Consider the following 17,177-nt stretch of genomic DNA (forward strand, 5'->3'; position numbering starts at 1 on the left):
ATACAAGGTCAGTACCAAGTCGAGCGTTTTACATTTAATTAGGTTGAGCTACTTAACCCAATGCAAAAACGCCCCCCCTTTCGGGAGAGCGTCTTTTATTTATAGATTAAGCGTGAAAAGCGTATCTCAGATTTTGATTAACCGTTGATAGCAGGAGCGGTTAGAGCCACAGGAGCAAAATCACCAGCAGCCAAATCTAGGGGGAAGTTGTGAGCGTTGCGCTCGTGCATTACTTCCATACCCAGGTTAGCGCGGTTGATCACATCTGCCCAAGTTGCAATCACACGACCTTCAGAATCAATGATTGATTGGTTGAAGTTGAAACCGTTCAAGTTGAACGCCATCGTGCTTACACCCAAGGAGGTAAACCAGATGCCGATTACAGGCCACGCTGCTAAGAAGAAGTGCAGTGAACGGCTGTTGTTGAAGGAAGCGTATTGGAAGATTAGACGACCGAAGTAGCCGTGGGCTGCAACGATGTTGTAGGTTTCTTCTTCTTGACCGAACTTGTAACCGTAGTTAAGGGATTCGGTTTCGGTGGTTTCACGAACTAAGGAAGAAGTAACAAGAGAACCGTGCATTGCTGAGAACAAACTTCCGCCGAATACACCTGCTACACCTAGTTGGTGGAAGGGGTGCATCAAGATATTGTGTTCTGCTTGGAACACGATCATGAAGTTGAATGTTCCGCTTATACCCAAAGGCATACCATCAGAGAATGAACCTTGTCCGATGGGGTATACCAAGAATACTGCACTTGCTGCTGCTACTGGTGCTGAGTATGCGATCGCAATCCAAGGACGCATTCCTAAGCGGTAGGATAGTTCCCATTCACGACCCATGTAGCAGAATATGCCAATCAGGAAGTGGAAAACTACCAATTGGTAAGGACCGCCGTTGTACAACCACTCATCTAGAGAAGCTGCTTCCCAAATTGGGTAGAAGTGCAAGCCGATAGCATTGGAGGAAGGTACTACTGCACCAGAGATGATGTTGTTTCCGTAGATTAAGGAACCTGCAACAGGTTCACGGATACCATCGATGTCTACTGGAGGTGCGGCGATGAAGGCGATTACGAAGCAGGCGGTGGCGGCTAGCAGTGTGGGAATCATTACTACGCCGAACCAACCGATGTAGATGCGGTTATTGGTGCTGGTGATCCATTCGCAGAATCTATCCCATACGTTGGCGCTTTCGCGACGTTGTAAGGTGGTTGTCATGGTTTTATGATTGCGGTTATTTATGAATCAGGCGGTTTTGTTTTTGCCTGTGAATCTACTTTACACTCCTTTATAAAATTTAATCAAGTATTGTAACTTCAGTAAACCTGATATAAGTTATTAGTTTTGCTTATTTAAGCGTTATATTTTTAGTGTTTGCCGATGTTACAAATACACAGAACACTAAATTTATATATGTTTACTCTGGTGTTAGCCCTGAAAAGATAAAATAGAAAGGAAGATTGTTGTTATCGACTCTGAATAGAGAGTTGATATGGATTACTACCAAAATTTAGGAGGAGAGGTGTGACATGACAATTACTTTAAATCACACCATAGTACCTGCACATGACAAGGAAGCATCGGCGAGGTTCTTTGCAAAAATTTTTGGTTTAAAGGTCGAGGTTCCCGTTGGTCACTTCGCTGCTGTGGATATAAATGATACATTGACGCTCGACTTCGCCGACGCTGAAGCCTTCGAGCAGCATCATTATGCGTTCCATGTCAGTGACGAGGAATTTGATGCAATTTTTGCACGCGTTAAAGAGGCGGGCATTGAATATACTAGCGACCCTATGCATCACAATAAAGGACAAATTAATCACTGGAATGAAGGTCGTGGCTTCTATTTCTATGACCCCAATGGCCATAACCTAGAACTGTTGACCCGTCCATAGATATTTTGATGTCAATCAAATTAATGCATTACTTCTTTACTAAAAAATATGCTGTAGCATAGTCTGGCAATTGGCTGATATTTTGCCCAAATTCTTTTTTATTCTTAAAAATACCTGCCAAAAAATCGAGTTGATAAAGATTGGGTAAAAATGCTCCGCCTGTATCGGCAATGACTCCCATTTGCAGATGTTTTCGACCACCCTGAGTATGCTCAATCACAATCACTTTACCTAAACCGATATTCAAAACATCTCCAGCAAAAGTTACTCCGGGTTTGATAGAAATTTTTGCATCTATTTTATATCCATAGCCTTTAATAGCATCAACTTCTCTAAAATACCAATAACGCTTTTGTGCTGTTGCCTTCAATCCGCGAATATAAGACATTCCATTATTTCTATCTACATTAAAAAATGCTTTATAACCATCTGTAAAATTAATTAGTATTGTTCCTTCCATAATTGCTTCTTCTAAGCCATTTCTGGTTAAATAAGCAAGACTTGTAACTTTTCCAAATTCTCTACCACCTGGTTCATAAATACCCGACAGAACATCCTGCTTTGTATATCGAGTGTAGAATTTATCGTTATTAGAGTTTTCTTTTAAGCTATAAATTGGTGTATTAAAAGTAGAGGTTTTATTGCGAGAACCGGAGTGAGTAAAGACGGCATACTGAGTAATTCGTAATTGTTTTTGCTGTTTATTATTTGGGTTGTAAGCAGACCATTTAATGACTCGAAAATTGGTATTGATAAATTTAGGGTCTTGTAAACGAGTAGCTCGATTATTAGCAATATCCTCCTTTAAGACAGCAATCATGAAATCCAAAGTTTTGAGAACATCTGGCACAGTAACCCCTTGAGTGACAAGCATTCCTGTACGGAGAATATCTGGGTCTTCCGTCGCGTAATCTTGAAAATATTTTCTAGTATTAGCAAGAACGGTTATTAAATCTTTTTGATTGAAGTTAACCTTACTATTTGGCAGCTTGACTGGAGTAACAATCTGGCTGCCATTAATGCTAAATTTATATTTTTTGAACTCATCGACAACTGGATAGGGTGTAGATGCTGTTAACAAATTATGCCGAGATGAAAAAGCATTTTGCTTGCCTAGAATCTGAGCAGATGTTTGTTGAGCGGCAAAAGGATTTTTAAATGTTGAAGTAAGGGAAATCTGTGATTGAAGTGGGGCAAAAGATTCTTGCTGAGTAAAGGACTGCTCTTGTTGAGCTAGCTGTTTAGTTTTTGACTGAGTATATAAATGCCTACTAGCTAAACTGACAAGTAATAAACCAGCACAACTTACTGTAATGCGGAATTTTTGGTTAAACAAGATATTCATAACTTGAAAAATAAATTTTTATTATCTCTTTCTATCTTCACTCCGTCACACTGCATTTCGGCAAGACTCAGTTATCACGCGAACAATTTTTAATTTTGAATTGTTTAAGTTTCAATCACCTCACGCACTAATTGCGCCAACTTTTCCGCACTATCTGGAACTGCGATCGCATGAGCGTTTTTCCCCATCTTTGCTAACTCTGGCGATGACTGCAACAAATTCAACACAATACTTTGCAATGTTTCAGTCGTCAACTCTGATTGCTTCAACGTTAACGCCGCACCAGATGAAGTAAATACGTCTGCATTGTAAGATTGATGGTCTTCTGCGGCAAAGGGGTAAGGAATCAAAATCGCTGGCGTTCCACACACTGCCAATTCTGTCAAGCTACCTGCGCCAGAACGACTAATAGCAAGAGTTGCCCGTTTCAACAACGCCGCCATATTGTTGTAAAAAGGTAAGGCTATGTACTGTGGATGTTTGAGACTATCTGCTTCGGAATCGCGATCGCCAGTTAAATGTACCACATATACACCAGTATCAAACCAAGCCTTTGCAGATTCCCGCACCAATTTATTCATGGCAATTGCACCTTGGCTACCACCAAAAACGACAATTAAGGGAACACCCTCAGGAATGGCTAAATCTAGTGGTGGATTAATTGCCCCATCTAGAAATTGCGCTCTGACGGGAGTGCCAACGTAGACACTTTTGGCGCGGGGCAAATACTTAGCAGCTACTTCAAACCCCAAAGCTACCACACTACACCAAGGCCCAATAAAGCGAGTTACTTTACCTGGTAAAGCGTTAGATTCGTGGAAAACCACGGGTAAACCGAGGGAACGCGCCGCAATCACGGCTGGCCCGGCAATGTAACCCCCTGTAGTAAACACCCCTTGAAAATTTCCCTGTTTGAGAATTCGTCTGACTTCCAGAATCGAAAGGGTGAGTTTACCCAAGATGCGAATCGAGGAGAGTCCAAACCCTTGCTGAAACCCTTCAACTGCAATAGTATTCAAGGGATACTGTTTGGGAACAAGTTGAGTTTCTAGCCGATTGGGTACTCCCAGCCATTCTATTTGATAATCTGGGAGTTTTTGTGCCAGTGCGATCGCTGGAAACAAGTGTCCACCAGTCCCACTGGCAGCGATTAATAATCGGATCGGTGCGTTTGCCATCAAACCTCTACCGTTTAGCGCCTAGCTTAACTAAGATAAAACAATTTCCTTACTTTCTCTAATCAAATCAGTAAATTCTTACCAATGACTAACATTATTACCGCCTTAGTGAGACGCCAACTCAGATTTCCAGCAAGTATCGGGTTGATTTCCTTCCTGCTGACACTTGGTTTAACAAGTGGTTGGCAACGCACTCAAGCGACGACACCACAGCAATTAGTCCAAGCCACTACACCCCAAAATACACCAGTTCAACTGAAAAACCTGTTGACGCAAGTTGATGCCGCCGCCAGCCGGGGGGATGCCAAAGGGGTGTTGCAATTCTACAGCCCTAATTTCACTCATGGGGATGGATTAACTCTCCAAACTATGGAAAGGTCTTTGATTTCACTTTGGCAACGATATCCCAAATTGCAATACAGTACGAAACTCCTATCTTCAAAACCTGAAGGCAATGGGATTATTGCCGAAACGGAAACGCAGATAACTGGCTTACCCTCCGGTAGCGCTAATAATTTGACTCTCAATGCCACGATTAAATCGCGTCAGCGCATTGCCGGCGGAAAAATCCTCCGCCAAGATATTTTGTCAGAACGCACCCTACTTACCTCTGGCAGCAAGCCGCCCCAAATTGAGATTAAATTACCACAGCAGGTGAAAGTCGGTGAGAAGTATAATTTTGATGCGATCGTCAAAGAGCCACTTGGTGATGATTTTCTACTAGGAAGCGCGCTAGAGGAATCTATCCAACCGGATAAATTTCTCAACCCCACATCCGTGGATTTGGAATTACTGACATCTGGCGGACTGTTTAAAGTCGGACAAGCACCATCTACCCCTGGTAGCCAATGGGTTTCTGCTGTCATCCTGCGTGGTAATGGAATAACAATGATAACTCAGCGCCTACAAGTTGTGAAGAAATAGACATGTGGTGAAATTAAATATGCGTTATCTAGAACCCTTGTAGAGACGCGAAATTTCGCGTCTCTACATTCTTTTTCGGAGATGTCTAATAGTTAGGAGCGGAGCCGGAGACGCTTTGCCTCCGGTTAGGAGTTAGTACGCTAGCAGTAGCGTACTAAAAATCTGGATAGTACGTTACCGTTAATCTATGATATTTCTGTGACATAAGCTGGAGTTATATTAAAGCCTTTCACGAGTAGCAATATCTCTTTAAATAAACTGCTACCTGCTGTCGGTCAACGATCACACCAAGACAAGTTATGCCTGATCCATTTTCTGCTGCTAGCAGTAGCCAAGGAAGAGGGCTGTAATTTAGAGTCTACAGAGTCTACAAATATGGGTATGTGGTCAGAGTTGCGAGTACTGGGAGTGGTAGTCCCCAATCCTCAATCCCTAATTCTGTTTTTCCAATAATCATTCTCTATTTTGTGGCATAAATTTAGTGAATGCGGGTGATATGTATATAGCAGCATTGATCACTAGGGATTAACTTATGAATAACTCTACCTATCAGCTAGACAATTTTGCTTTAACATTACCGATTTCCCAATCAGCTCGCATAACTGCCCAGCAATTTGCTAACCAACAGCCAAATCCTGAAAAAGCAGAGCAAGTCCGGCTAAATACGCTGGCTGTGTGGGTGGTGAATGACTACTTGAAAATGATGGATATTCCTACTAACCTCCAAGCTAGTGACAGCTGGAATCCCATCATGCGCCTTTGTGGGAATGTAGCTGACTTAGAGATTCCCTCAGTTGGCCGTCTGGAGTGTCGCCCTGTCCATCTGCATCAGCAGATATGTTCCATTCCTCCAGAAACTTGGGAAGAACGGGTGGGTTATTTAGTAGTTCAGTTTGATGAATCGCTCCAAGAAGCGAGGCTGCTTGGTTTTATCCCTAGTGTCGCAACTGAAACACTGTTTTTACAACAACTACAACCATTGGAAGCGTTAATCGATCACCTGTGGCAACTGCGCCAATTGGTGAATTTGAGTCAGTGGTTTGCTGGTATATTTGAGGCAAGTTGGCAGACTATTGAATCCCTGTGGAACCTGCCGGAACTCAGACCAGCTTATGCCTTCCGCAGTACTGAAACTTTGGAACTAAATTCCCTGAACCAACCAGAATCAATCACTAAACGTGCAAAACTGATTGATTTGGGTATCCAAATTCTCAACCAACCAGTCATGTTGATTGTGCAAATCACCCCCGAAAAGGATCAACAAACCAGTATTCATCTCCAATTGCACGCCACTGGGAATCAAATCTACTTGCCGCCCGGAGTTCATCTTACCGTTCTAGATAGTTCGGGAATAGTATTTCTAGACGCTCAATCTAGAAAATCAGACAACTACATTCAGTTGCAGTTTCGCGGCGAACCTACAGAGCAATTTAGCGTTAGAGTAGCCATGAATGATACCAGCATCACCGAACATTTTAGAATTTAAAACATCTAGCTATCTTCCCTGTTTGCCGGTAATTTATAAATGGTAATTGGTTAATTAAAAATTCAGAATTAAAAATTCAAGCTGGCTTTTAGGGATTTTGAAAGAAGTCTGTAAAGGCTTTTGGAGTTTGTGATTATACATTAGAACAGGGCATGGTTTTACACAGGGGGATAGCCACGGATGGGTAAGTTAGTAGTTCTAAAATTCGGAGAGGGTAGTTTTGAACAGGGGTTTGCTGTCACTCTCCAAATTGGTGAAGAACACGAGCGTGCTACAACAGAAATCACGGGAAAGCTACCTTCATTCCCGGAAATGCCGCTCTATTACAGTCATTGGCAGTCTAGTTATCGGCAGATAGGCAATCGTTATCGCCTCCATGCTGACCAAATGCAGGTAACGAATGTATCAATGATTCAAGACTGCGAAAACACTTCTCATATTTTGCGGGCACGTTTTAATACCTGGCTGCGAGCAGAGGAGTTTCGCCCTTTGAGGGAAAAATGGTTAGAAAGATTGTCGTCTACGGAAGAAGTGCGGGTGATTCTGCAAACAGAAAATAGCCAATTGCAACTATTACCCTGGCATCTGTGGGACTTGTTAGAACGCTACCCCAAGGCTGAAATCGCCCTTTCTTCACCATCTTACGATCGCATTCACAAGCCACGCACTTTAAATCCATTAGTCAACATTTTAGCAATTGTGGGCAATAGTCACGGGATTGACACCCAAGCCGATCAAGCTTTACTACAACAGTGTCGTAATGCAGATGTCAGCTTTTTAGTAGAACCACAACGTAAGGAATTGACTGACCATCTTTGGGGAAAAAACTGGGATATTCTCTTCTTTGCTGGGCACAGTTCCAGTCATGGAAATGGAGAAAGCGGACGAATTTACCTGAATAAAACTGATAGCCTCAGCATTGGCGAGTTAAAGTACGCTCTCAAGAAAGCGATTGAAAACGGCTTGCAACTAGCTATATTCAACTCCTGTGATGGATTGGGATTGGCGCGAGAACTGGCTGATTTGCAAATCCCTCAAATAATTGTGATGCGTGAACCAGTTCCAGACCTGGTTGCCAAGGAGTTCTTAAAGTATTTTCTCCAAGGTTTTGCTGGTGGCGAGTCTTTATATCAGTCGGTACGCCAAGCGCGAGAACGGCTGCAAGGACTTGAGGATCGATTTCCCTGTGCGACTTGGCTACCAATGATTTGCCAAAATCCAGCGCAGATACCACCGACTTGGGATGAATTAAGGTCGGCAAAAACTGAAGAGCCACCGCCGAATTTAACTTTGTCTACTAGACGCAGATTTCAGAGAACCTTGTTATCCAGTTTGGCAATTACAGCCTTGGTTTGTGGGGTAAGATTGCTGGGATTTGTGGAAACTCTAGAGATTCAAGCTTTTGACCTGATGATGCGATCGCGCCCTGCGGAGGGACTTGATCCCCGACTGTTGGTAATTACAATTGACGATGATGATTTGGCAATTCAAAGACAAAATAACGAGTCCTTGATTGGAGCTTCCATTTCCGAAAAATCTCTCAACAAACTCCTGGTAAAACTGAATCAATACCAACCCCGTGCGATCGGCTTGGATATCTACCGTGATTTTAAAGCCAAACAACCAGATTTAATTACTCGTCTTCAACAAACTCAGAATTTGGTTGGCATCTGTAAGGGCAGCGATGGCACAGTAAATATCAAAGGCATTAAGCCGCCACCAGAAATCCCCACAGGAAACCTGGGATTCAGTGACTTTATTCATGATCGGGATGGAGTTATCCGTCGGCATCTCCTGTTCATGAACCAGGAGGCAACATCGTTGTGTGCTGCTCCCTTTGCATTCAGTCTACAACTGGCCTCTCTCTATCTCCGCCCTTCAGGAATTCAACCAAAATTCACCCCGGAAGGGAATTTGCAGCTGGATAAAACTATTTTTCCAAATCTGAAATCTCGTACTGGCGGCTATCAAAATATTGATGCGAATGGCGGTCAAATCCTACTTAACTACCGTTCTTCAAAACAAATAGCCGAACAGGTAAAACTAACCCAATTTTTATCTTCTAGTGCGGTTAACCCCAATGCCATCAAAGACAAGATTGTTTTGATTGGTGTGGTGGCAAAGGGGGATTCTCCAGACACCTGGCCTACACCTTATGGCGCTCCTTTAGATGAGCAAATGCCAGGAGTGTTAGTACAAGCGCATATGATCAGCCAGATCCTTGCTGCTGTCCAAGATGGGCGGCCGTTGCTGCGGGTTTGGTCACTGTGGATTGAGGTAGTCTGGATTTGGGGCTGGTCTTTGGTAGGAGGAGTCTTGGCTTGGCGAAAGCTTTCGTTGCCCTGGTTGGTATTGGCAGTCAGTATTACCTCTGGGGTTCTGTATATAGTTTGTTTTGGTCTGTTAATTTGGGGTGCTTGGGTGCCGTTTGTACCATCGGCTTTGTCGTTAGTAGTCACAGTTGGCCTGATGTCAATTTATAATAATTCAAAAACAAAAGTTCGGGTGGCGAGTGGGGAATAGGGAACGTTTAATAAATATACTTAACCAAATCGTATTGCAATAACTCTTTCACAATCCAAAATCTAAAATCTAAAATCCAAAATCGAATGAGGTAGGGTTTTTATGAAGTCAAATTCACGACCGATAAAACTGTTTTTAGTAGTAGCTTTTAGCTCCACCACCTTACTAGTTAGCCTGATTCCAGGACTGGCGAAACCAGCTGATGATTCTTCAGTTAGCGATGCCTACGGCGGGCTACGCCTACGCTCTGCTCCGAAAACGACCCTTGCTCAAACTACAACCTATAATCAACCTACACTTCCACCTGGCCCCCCTCCTGGAGGTCGCGTTCGTGGTGGAGCAAAGCGCGGGCCTGAATGTAAACTTACTAAACTTGATCTGACTGCTTTAGTGCCTTTTACTGAGGAAGCTAACTCAGTGATTAATGTCTGGGGACAGACAACGGAAGAACGCCCAAGTTGGTTTTTCTATGTGCCATATACCAAAGATTTGCCCTATGCAGTTGAATTTGTGCTGCAAGATCAGAACTCTAACGGGATTTACCAAAAAGCGATCGCTCTACCAGATAAACCAGGAGTCATCCGCGTTTCTCTGCCTAGCAATGCTCCCGCTTTAGCAGTAGACAAACAATATCGCTGGTTTTTCACGATTAACTGTAACAAGGAAAAAAATTCTCCACCAGCTTTCCTCGAAGGGGTAATACAACGAGTCGAACTGAATCCAGCCACAGTCAAAGAGCTACGAACGACAGAACCTCTAAAGCGCTATGTTATCTATGCCAAAAACGGGATATGGTACGAGGCACTGACGATACTGGCTCAACTGCGTCAGAAAAATCCTAAAGATGCAGCACTGCAAGCAGAGTGGCGGAATTTGTTAAGCAGCATCCACTTAGATGATATTGCCGTACAACCGATTATTTCGGACAATCCTTAAAGGATGTTGTAATTCGTAATTCGTAATACTCGCCTCCGGCGAGAAGCAAGCTACGTAATTCGTAATTAAAATTATCAATTACGGATTATTTTGACTAATCTTCTTTTGGCAAGATATCATCAATCGGTCGTTCATGATTAATATCAGAACTTTCTGCTGTCCATTTATCATCTGATTCTGGAGATTCAGAAACCATCACAAACTCAGTCTCTTGTCTATGATTATTTCCCCATTCATCCAAAACATCTTTAATTAAGACCTCTTGTAACCAAATCTTCGCAACAACGGTCAAAGGTAGCGCCAGAAATAATCCTAAAAAGCCAAAGAAAGTAACGAAAAATAGTTGGGCAATTAAGGTTAAAGCTGGCAGCAATGAGACTTGATGCGCCATCACAACGGGGGTGATGAAATTACTTTCAGTCTGTTGAATGAAAAAGTAGAGAATCAAGACAGCAACTGCTTTCCAAGGTTCATCCAAGAAGGCGATCGCCATTGCTGGTATGACACTCATCGTTGGGCCCAAGTTGGGAATTAAGTTAAAAAATCCCGCTAAAACCGCTAAAGCTAATGCTGCCTTTACATGCAAAATTGATAAACCAATCAGACTCATTAGCCCCACTACACAGATGGCAATGAAAGCGCCTGTAATCCATCCCTCCAAAGAGACTTCACATTTATCTAAAATCCCATCTACCCGCCGCCGATAAAATGAGGGGAAAAGCTGCACAAATACTTTGCGATAAGCTACGGGGTCGGCTAACATCATTCCTGTTAAAACCAACACTAGCAAAATCTTCAGGACAACTTCTAAAGAGCCAGATACAAAAGCAAAGGAGTTTCCAAGTAGCCGATTGACGAAGGGCTGTATTTGTTCAATGAGGCTATTGATATCTGGGATGTAAGGAATTAACTGGTTGGGAATACGAGTTCTCAGGGCATCAAGCCAACCATTAAAGCGCTCAAACCCTTTAGGAACCTGATTGGTTAGTTCTTGAAACTGCTGTGCAAATGGCGGCACAATTAGCCAGAAAAAACCCACTATACCTGCGAAAAAGATAGCTACTGCGAGGAGGACAGCGAATCCACGCTTCATCCCAAAGCGTTGGAAGCGTTTTGCTAGCCGATTTAAGGTAGTGGCTAACACAACTGCGGCAAACATGAGCAAAAGCACTTCCCGTATTTGCCACAGGATGTATAAAGAAAGAACTATGACGATTAAGCCGATCCATTGACCGAGGTTCACAGGCTGACTCCCAACGGTTGGGGAGATGCAATTTTTTGGTAATTCAGCTAGGTTAGCCGATTTTAGTAACTTGTGCGTAAATAGTTTGAGTTAATTTTGGTTCTGGGCTTGGAATCGCCACAGTAGCGCGATCGCTATAATCACAATCGGCAATAATATTATAATCAGCGCGTTAGTTGCTGTCGCTGGAATTGATAAACTTGGCCCTGCATACTTAATCAATACAGATAACAAAGCCGAGAGTAAAAGCAGTTTCAGAACAAATCCTAGTTGATTTTGCATAAAAGTACGGCATACAAATTTTTCTGGTACACACGATTTTGGGCTGTATCGCCCAGTTTCTACAATAAACCTACAGATACAATCCTTTGCAAATTTCTTTGGGAAATGCGTTCGCTTTTTTACGTCAAACTCAACCAGCTAAAAACTTGTTCCACAGTCAATTCCAACTCGATACCCTCAAGAATGGGTAATTTATCAGCACCTTCGTATAATTCCACTCGCTGTCCAGGAAAAATCCCCAGCACACTTTCATCTTCTGGGTTGATTAACCAGCCGAGTTCAGTACCATTGCGTGAACAATGCAATAACTTACTCAACACTTTTTTTAACCTTTGGTCTGGGGAAAGAATCTCAATTGCCCAGTCGGGATGAATTTCAAAGCGATTAGCAATTCTGCCAGATGGAGTTTTAGGAATTCTGTCCCAGCGAAACACAGACACATCAGGGACGATGGAAGCACCGCCAAAGGTACAACGCAGTTCTGGGAAAGCTACAGCAATTTTTTGGCTTCTAGCTATACCGTTAATTGTTTCGCAAAGAGTAGCTTGGAGCAAGCTATGTTCACCTTGAAGCATCGGTTTTTGAATAATTTCCTTGTTAATAAAGTCTGATGCTGGTTCAGTTTCTGGCAGTTTGAGGAACTCGTCTAAAGTTAGTTGGGGTTTCCTTGCAATAGTCATAGTGAGTGGAATAGAGTGGATGGTTTAATTATGGGCGATCGCAATGATAGACTCGACTCATTTATTAGGTTTTGCAATGCTAAAAATTCAACGGGCAGTTGCATTAGTCTGGCAAAGTGCCCCGAAGTGGACTGGAATTCATATTGCTTTAGTAGTAATTCAGAGTATCTTACCACTCGCATTACTTTATCTTATTAAGCTGATTGTTGATGACATTGCTAAGGGCTTAAATCTTACTAACAAGACACATATTTTTGGTCATATTCTATTTCTGTTAATTAATGCCGGACTGGTAATGTTGTTGATCAATTTTAGTACTGTGATCTCTGAAATATGTTCAGCAACTTTATCGCAGCGAGTCACCGATCATCTACAGGTGATTCTTTATAGAAAAGCGATCGAGGTTGATTTAGAAACTTACGAAAGTCCTCAGTATCAAGATATTTTGGAGCGTGCCAAGTGGGAACTACCGCATCGACCCACCCGAATGCTGAATAACTTGACTGCTTTGGGGCAAAGTGCAATTTTACTACTCGCGATCGCCGGATTGCTCATCTCCCTTCACTGGGGACTTATCTGTGTTTTATTGTTCGTATCTATTCCGACAATATTTGTTCGCTTTCGCCAATCTCAAGTTATGTACAATTGGCATCGCCATCAGACTGAAATAGAACGCAAAGCCAACTATTTTGGGCATTTATTATTGGGAGATCAGCCTGCCAAGGAGATTCGATTATTCAATTTAGGCAATCTATTTATTGACAGGTTTTATGGTCTCAGGCAGCAACTGTTTCAAGAGAAACTCGCAATCACCATTCGGCAAGCCACCAGCCGATTGATCGCGCAAGGCTGCACTGGAATTGTGATGTTAGGAACCTACGGCTTTATCATTGATCAAACGATTCACGGCAGATTTCAACTCGGCGATTTAGTCTTGTACAGCCAAGCCTTTGGGCGAGGTCAAGGTGCCCTCAAAGAACTGATTGCCAGCCTAGCAGGGTTAAATGAAAATAACCTATTTCTGGCCGATTTATTTGAGTTCTTAGCTCTCAAGCCGATGATGATTGTACCCACTCAGCCTAAATTAGTTCCACGGCCAATGCTACAGGGAATTGTATTTAAGGATGTCAGCTTTCAATATCAAAATTCCCCCCGCCAAGCGATCAAGAAGGTTAATCTCACTATTGCGCCTGGAGAAATTGTCGCGCTAGTCGGAGAAAACGGGTCTGGCAAAACTACACTAGTGAAACTACTCTGCCGTCTTTACGACGTAACCGACGGTAGCATTACGATCGATGGCATCAACTTGCAGCACTTTTCAGTGACCGATTTGCACTGCCAGATCAGTACGATTTTTCAGGACTATAACCGCTACCAATTTACGGTGGAGGATAATATCTGGCTGGGCAATATCGATCTGCCTCCAACCCCTGAACGAATTACTCAAGCGGCCCAACAGTCTGGTGCTGATGCTTTGATCCAGAGTTTGCCCCAAGGGTATGAAACCTTGTTGGGAAAATGGTTTCAGGGCGGGGAAGAACTCAGTGGGGGACAATGGCAGAAAATTGCCCTCGCCCGTGCTTTTCTGCGGGATGCTCAGTTGGTGGTGCTAGATGAGCCAACTAGTGCGATGGATGCCCATGCTGAGGCTGAAGTGTTTCAGAAGTTTCGAGATATAATACGCGATCGCTCTGCGCTCCTAATTACCCATCGCCTTTCGACGGTTAAAATGGCGGATAGGATTTATGTGATGCATCAAGGAGAGATTGTGGAAAGTGGCACCCACAATCAATTGATGGCACGGCAAAGTACTTATGCCCATTTATTTGCAACCCAAGCGAAAAATTATCAATGATGTCTTCCATTTCTCCACTGCCCTCAACGCCAGAAGAAACAGTTTTACTTACCTGTATGCGGTTTTATTTTCGCACTACAACTACTTGTGAAGTGACTAGTTTACTGACACCATATCTAAATTGGGAAACTCTGGTGCAAACAGCGATCGACCATAGTGTCATGCCGTTATTCTATCAGAGTCTCAAAGCGATCGAGGGGGAACTGATACCGCAATCGGTAATGGTGCAACTGCAAACTCTCAACCGGATGAATGGACTGAATAACATTGCTCAGACCAAAGAATTACTGAAAATTCTAGCACTACTTGAGTCTCGGGGAATTGAAGCGATCGCTTTTAAGGGGCCAATTCTCGCAACATCGGTCTATGGAAATGTCGCACTCCGTCAATTTAATGACTTAGATATCTTAGTACCTCTGCAAGACTTTTGGCAGACAAAAGCAGTTTTGGTTGGTCAAGGCTATCAATCTCCTACCTCAAAAGAAATAGAAATTGATAAGTTCAATCACCATCTCCAAATCCCTTTGTCCTATAAAGATCCTGAGACAACTATGTTTAATCAGCGATTTCAATCTTCTTTACTCCATAGCAATCCAGAACGCAGTATTGACTTGCACTGGGGAATTCCACCCAGGCGAATCTTAAATCCCGATCGGCTTAAGCGACTGTGGGAAAATCTTAGTCAGATCGACTTGATGGGTAAGCAAATAAAAACCTTCTCCCCTGAGCTAACCTTAGTGATTCAATGCCTCAATGTTGCTAAGGACTCTCATTGGAATGTATCTTTTAAGCAGGTCTGCGATGTAGCCCAAGTTATTCAAGCGTATCCTAATTTGAATTGGCACTTAGCTTGGCAAATATCCTCTGAGTTGTGTAGTCAACGGCTATTCCTCATCGGACTTGGTATCAGTCATGACCTTCTGCATATACCATTACCTCAGTTCGTTCTCGAAAAATGCGCCAGAAGTAAACTAATCGATTGGCAGATTTTAGGTGGCAATTTTATGAATCTACCAAATTACCAAAAATATTGGCTGCTATGGGTCATTCCACTTAAAACTCTGAATTGGTCTTGGTATAGTTTATTAATCATTGTCCGCTATCTCCAGTTTACAATTTCACCAAATCAGAAGGATCGCGAATTTTTACACCTACCCAATGGTTTATTTTTTATCTATTATGTAATTCGCCCCATTCGACTGCTAATTAAGTTTTTACCTTTTCGGATATCTCCGCTGAGGCAGAACAACTCTTAGTACTTACAAAAAAATCATGGAAAAGTTAGATATCGACTTAGCATTAACTCAATTCAAATTAGCAAATGCTTGGCAAATTCAGGGTAATTTTGAGAATGCCTTCATGCACTATCAAGAGACATTGCAGTTACAACCTGACTACTTGCCTGCCTATCAGCAGTTAGGGAATTTAATGCTCAGACAACGCCGCATGGATGAGGCCCTAGAGTACTATGAGCAAGCACTTGTCCTCGATTTTGAGACAACCGATCTTTCATTCTATTACCAATGTTTAGGCTTGCCAAAGCAGTCTGCCATTCCATCAATTCAATCAGAAAATATTTCGTTTCCTATCGAATTAGAAAATGCCATCGCCCCTGGCAAAATTAACTTAGGCAAACAAAGAATTTTTAAATTTCATCGCAGTGGTTGGAGCTTTGCCATCCAAGCACTTAGCCCTTTACACAATCCTCAAGGTATTTTGTTTGATGGCTGTTTAGAGCATCAATTTCTCTTTCAACATAATCGTTCAGGACAGCGCTCGCCTCGAATATTAGCAAAAATGCGAACAGACGGAGTCTTTCAAAGTTTAGCAACGTCAGAAGAAAAGGGAATTGTTCCCTACCAAAAACCTTGGATTGGAGTCCTGCATAATCCTCAGTCTATGCCTATCTGGTTTAATTACCAAAGATCGCCTAAAAAGCTGTTTGAAAAGGAAATATGGCAAACCAGTTTACCACATTGTGTAGGTTTATTTTCCCTTTCTCACTATGCTGCCAAGTGGCTAAGAGAGCATACAGGCAAACCCGTTTCGGTGTTAACCCATCCCACCGAGATACCAGACAAACAATTTGATTTCAATCAGTTTCTCACTAATCCCCATAAAAAAGTCGTGCAGATTGGTTGGTGGCTGCGGAAGCTGCACTCGATTTATCAATTACCTCTGGCTCGCAATAATCCCCTGGGCTATGAAAAAGTTAGGCTAGGGTTTTTGTTTGATTCAGCCGAGGCAATGTTTGCACAACTGATGAAAGTGGAAGCAAGGATTTATAAAATCGAAATTGATGCAGCTTATCTTGAAAATACGATCGTTATTCAACATATTCCTGATGATGAATATGACAACCTGTTATCAATGAATATTGCTTTTGTGGATTTATACGACTCTAGTGCTAACAATGCGATTATTGAATGCATTGCCCGTGCGACTCCACTGTTAGTAAATCCCCTACCTGCGGTAAAAGAGTATCTTGGAGAAGACTATCCCATGTATTTCCATACTCTAAAAGAGGCTGCCGAAAAAGCTTTGGATACTTCGCTGATTCTAGAGGCACACCAATATCTTAAATCCTCGGAAATCAGACATAAACTCTCGGCAGATTACTTTCTAAAAAGCTTTTGTAATAGCGAAGTATATAAAAGTATTTAATTACTTCATCTGCGATTATTGATTTCCGCACATAATAATTAATCATTATTAGAAAATATTCTTGAATATCTATGTGCTACATCTTGAAGTGCGGGATGTCGGATCTATCACTACCTGATTCCATATCTATCCAGGTAACATCAGTTAATAACAGGACTTACGCA

15 protein-coding genes are annotated in these 17,177 nt (G+C 42.4%); 9 read left to right on the forward strand and 6 right to left on the reverse strand.

Annotated features, from left to right (window positions below; translation table 11 throughout):
* Positions 1-137 precede the first annotated feature (137 nt).
* Positions 138-1,220, reverse strand: coding sequence for a photosystem II q(b) protein (gene psbA, locus PUQ00_RS24115; RefSeq protein ID WP_300421579.1), 1,083 nt, complete (start codon positions 1,218-1,220; stop codon positions 138-140).
* A 311-nt stretch (positions 1,221-1,531) separates the two neighbouring features.
* Here psbA and PUQ00_RS24120 point away from each other — a divergent pair, with 311 nt between their 5' ends.
* Complete coding sequence (locus PUQ00_RS24120) at positions 1,532-1,897, forward strand: VOC family protein (protein ID WP_300421581.1); 366 nt, start codon at positions 1,532-1,534, stop codon at positions 1,895-1,897.
* A gap of 28 nt (positions 1,898-1,925) precedes the next feature.
* Here PUQ00_RS24120 and PUQ00_RS24125 read toward each other — a convergent pair whose 3' ends face one another.
* Together PUQ00_RS24125 and murG are read right to left on the reverse strand one after the other, a co-directional pair.
* Positions 1,926-3,242 carry a hypothetical protein gene (locus PUQ00_RS24125; protein ID WP_300421582.1) on the reverse strand — a complete coding sequence of 439 codons (1,317 nt, stop codon included), beginning with the start codon at positions 3,240-3,242 and terminating at the stop codon, positions 1,926-1,928.
* 104 nt (positions 3,243-3,346) lie between these two features.
* Positions 3,347-4,420, reverse strand: coding sequence for an undecaprenyldiphospho-muramoylpentapeptide beta-N-acetylglucosaminyltransferase (gene murG, locus PUQ00_RS24130; protein WP_300421584.1), 1,074 nt, complete (start codon positions 4,418-4,420; stop codon positions 3,347-3,349).
* An 84-nt stretch (positions 4,421-4,504) separates the two neighbouring features.
* Here murG and PUQ00_RS24135 point away from each other — a divergent pair, with 84 nt between their 5' ends.
* The 5 genes from PUQ00_RS24135 (at position 4,505) to PUQ00_RS24150 (ending at position 10,289) form a co-directional block, all read left to right on the forward strand.
* Positions 4,505-5,344: a nuclear transport factor 2 family protein gene (locus tag PUQ00_RS24135; protein WP_300421585.1), complete on the forward strand. Its 840-nt coding sequence runs from the start codon at positions 4,505-4,507 to the stop codon at positions 5,342-5,344.
* Between the two features lie 243 nt (positions 5,345-5,587).
* Positions 5,588-5,797: a hypothetical protein gene (locus PUQ00_RS32920; RefSeq protein ID WP_366145972.1), complete on the forward strand. Its 210-nt coding sequence runs from the start codon at positions 5,588-5,590 to the stop codon at positions 5,795-5,797.
* Between the two features lie 79 nt (positions 5,798-5,876).
* Positions 5,877-6,830 (forward strand): DUF1822 family protein, encoded by a 954-nt coding sequence (locus PUQ00_RS24140; protein ID WP_300421587.1) that lies wholly within the window; start codon positions 5,877-5,879, stop codon positions 6,828-6,830.
* A 180-nt stretch (positions 6,831-7,010) separates the two neighbouring features.
* Positions 7,011-9,353, forward strand: coding sequence for a CHASE2 domain-containing protein (locus tag PUQ00_RS24145; RefSeq protein ID WP_300421588.1), 2,343 nt, complete (start codon positions 7,011-7,013; stop codon positions 9,351-9,353).
* A 102-nt stretch (positions 9,354-9,455) separates the two neighbouring features.
* On the forward strand, positions 9,456-10,289 hold the full coding sequence (locus tag PUQ00_RS24150; protein WP_300421590.1) for a DUF928 domain-containing protein: 834 nt from the start codon (positions 9,456-9,458) through the stop codon (positions 10,287-10,289).
* A 94-nt stretch (positions 10,290-10,383) separates the two neighbouring features.
* Here PUQ00_RS24150 and PUQ00_RS24155 read toward each other — a convergent pair whose 3' ends face one another.
* The 3 genes from PUQ00_RS24155 to PUQ00_RS24165 form a co-directional block, all read right to left on the reverse strand.
* Positions 10,384-11,532 (reverse strand): AI-2E family transporter, encoded by a 1,149-nt coding sequence (locus tag PUQ00_RS24155; protein WP_300421592.1) that lies wholly within the window; start codon positions 11,530-11,532, stop codon positions 10,384-10,386.
* A 90-nt stretch (positions 11,533-11,622) separates the two neighbouring features.
* Complete coding sequence (locus PUQ00_RS24160; protein WP_300421594.1) at positions 11,623-11,814, reverse strand: hypothetical protein; 192 nt, start codon at positions 11,812-11,814, stop codon at positions 11,623-11,625.
* Positions 11,815-11,933: 119 nt separating this feature from the next.
* Positions 11,934-12,494: a Uma2 family endonuclease gene (locus PUQ00_RS24165; protein WP_300421595.1), complete on the reverse strand. Its 561-nt coding sequence runs from the start codon at positions 12,492-12,494 to the stop codon at positions 11,934-11,936.
* A 43-nt stretch (positions 12,495-12,537) separates the two neighbouring features.
* On the opposite strand from PUQ00_RS24165, the gene PUQ00_RS24170 reads away from it, so the two are divergent.
* The 3 genes from PUQ00_RS24170 to PUQ00_RS24180 are packed head-to-tail and all read left to right on the forward strand — an operon-like array spanning position 12,538 to position 17,013.
* Positions 12,538-14,349: an ABC transporter ATP-binding protein gene (locus PUQ00_RS24170; RefSeq protein WP_300421597.1), complete on the forward strand. Its 1,812-nt coding sequence runs from the start codon at positions 12,538-12,540 to the stop codon at positions 14,347-14,349.
* Entirely contained in the window at positions 14,346-15,605 is a 1,260-nt protein-coding gene (locus PUQ00_RS24175; protein ID WP_300421598.1) for a nucleotidyltransferase family protein, read from the forward strand. The genes PUQ00_RS24170 and PUQ00_RS24175 overlap by 4 nt, the downstream gene beginning before the upstream one ends.
* Before the next feature lie 16 nt (positions 15,606-15,621).
* Positions 15,622-17,013 carry a tetratricopeptide repeat protein gene (locus tag PUQ00_RS24180; protein WP_300421600.1) on the forward strand — a complete coding sequence of 464 codons (1,392 nt, stop codon included), beginning with the start codon at positions 15,622-15,624 and terminating at the stop codon, positions 17,011-17,013.
* Positions 17,014-17,177 lie beyond the last annotated feature (164 nt).

This window comes from Nostoc sp. S13, from assembly GCF_029379315.1.
GTDB lineage: Bacteria > Cyanobacteriota > Cyanobacteriia > Cyanobacteriales > Nostocaceae > Nostoc.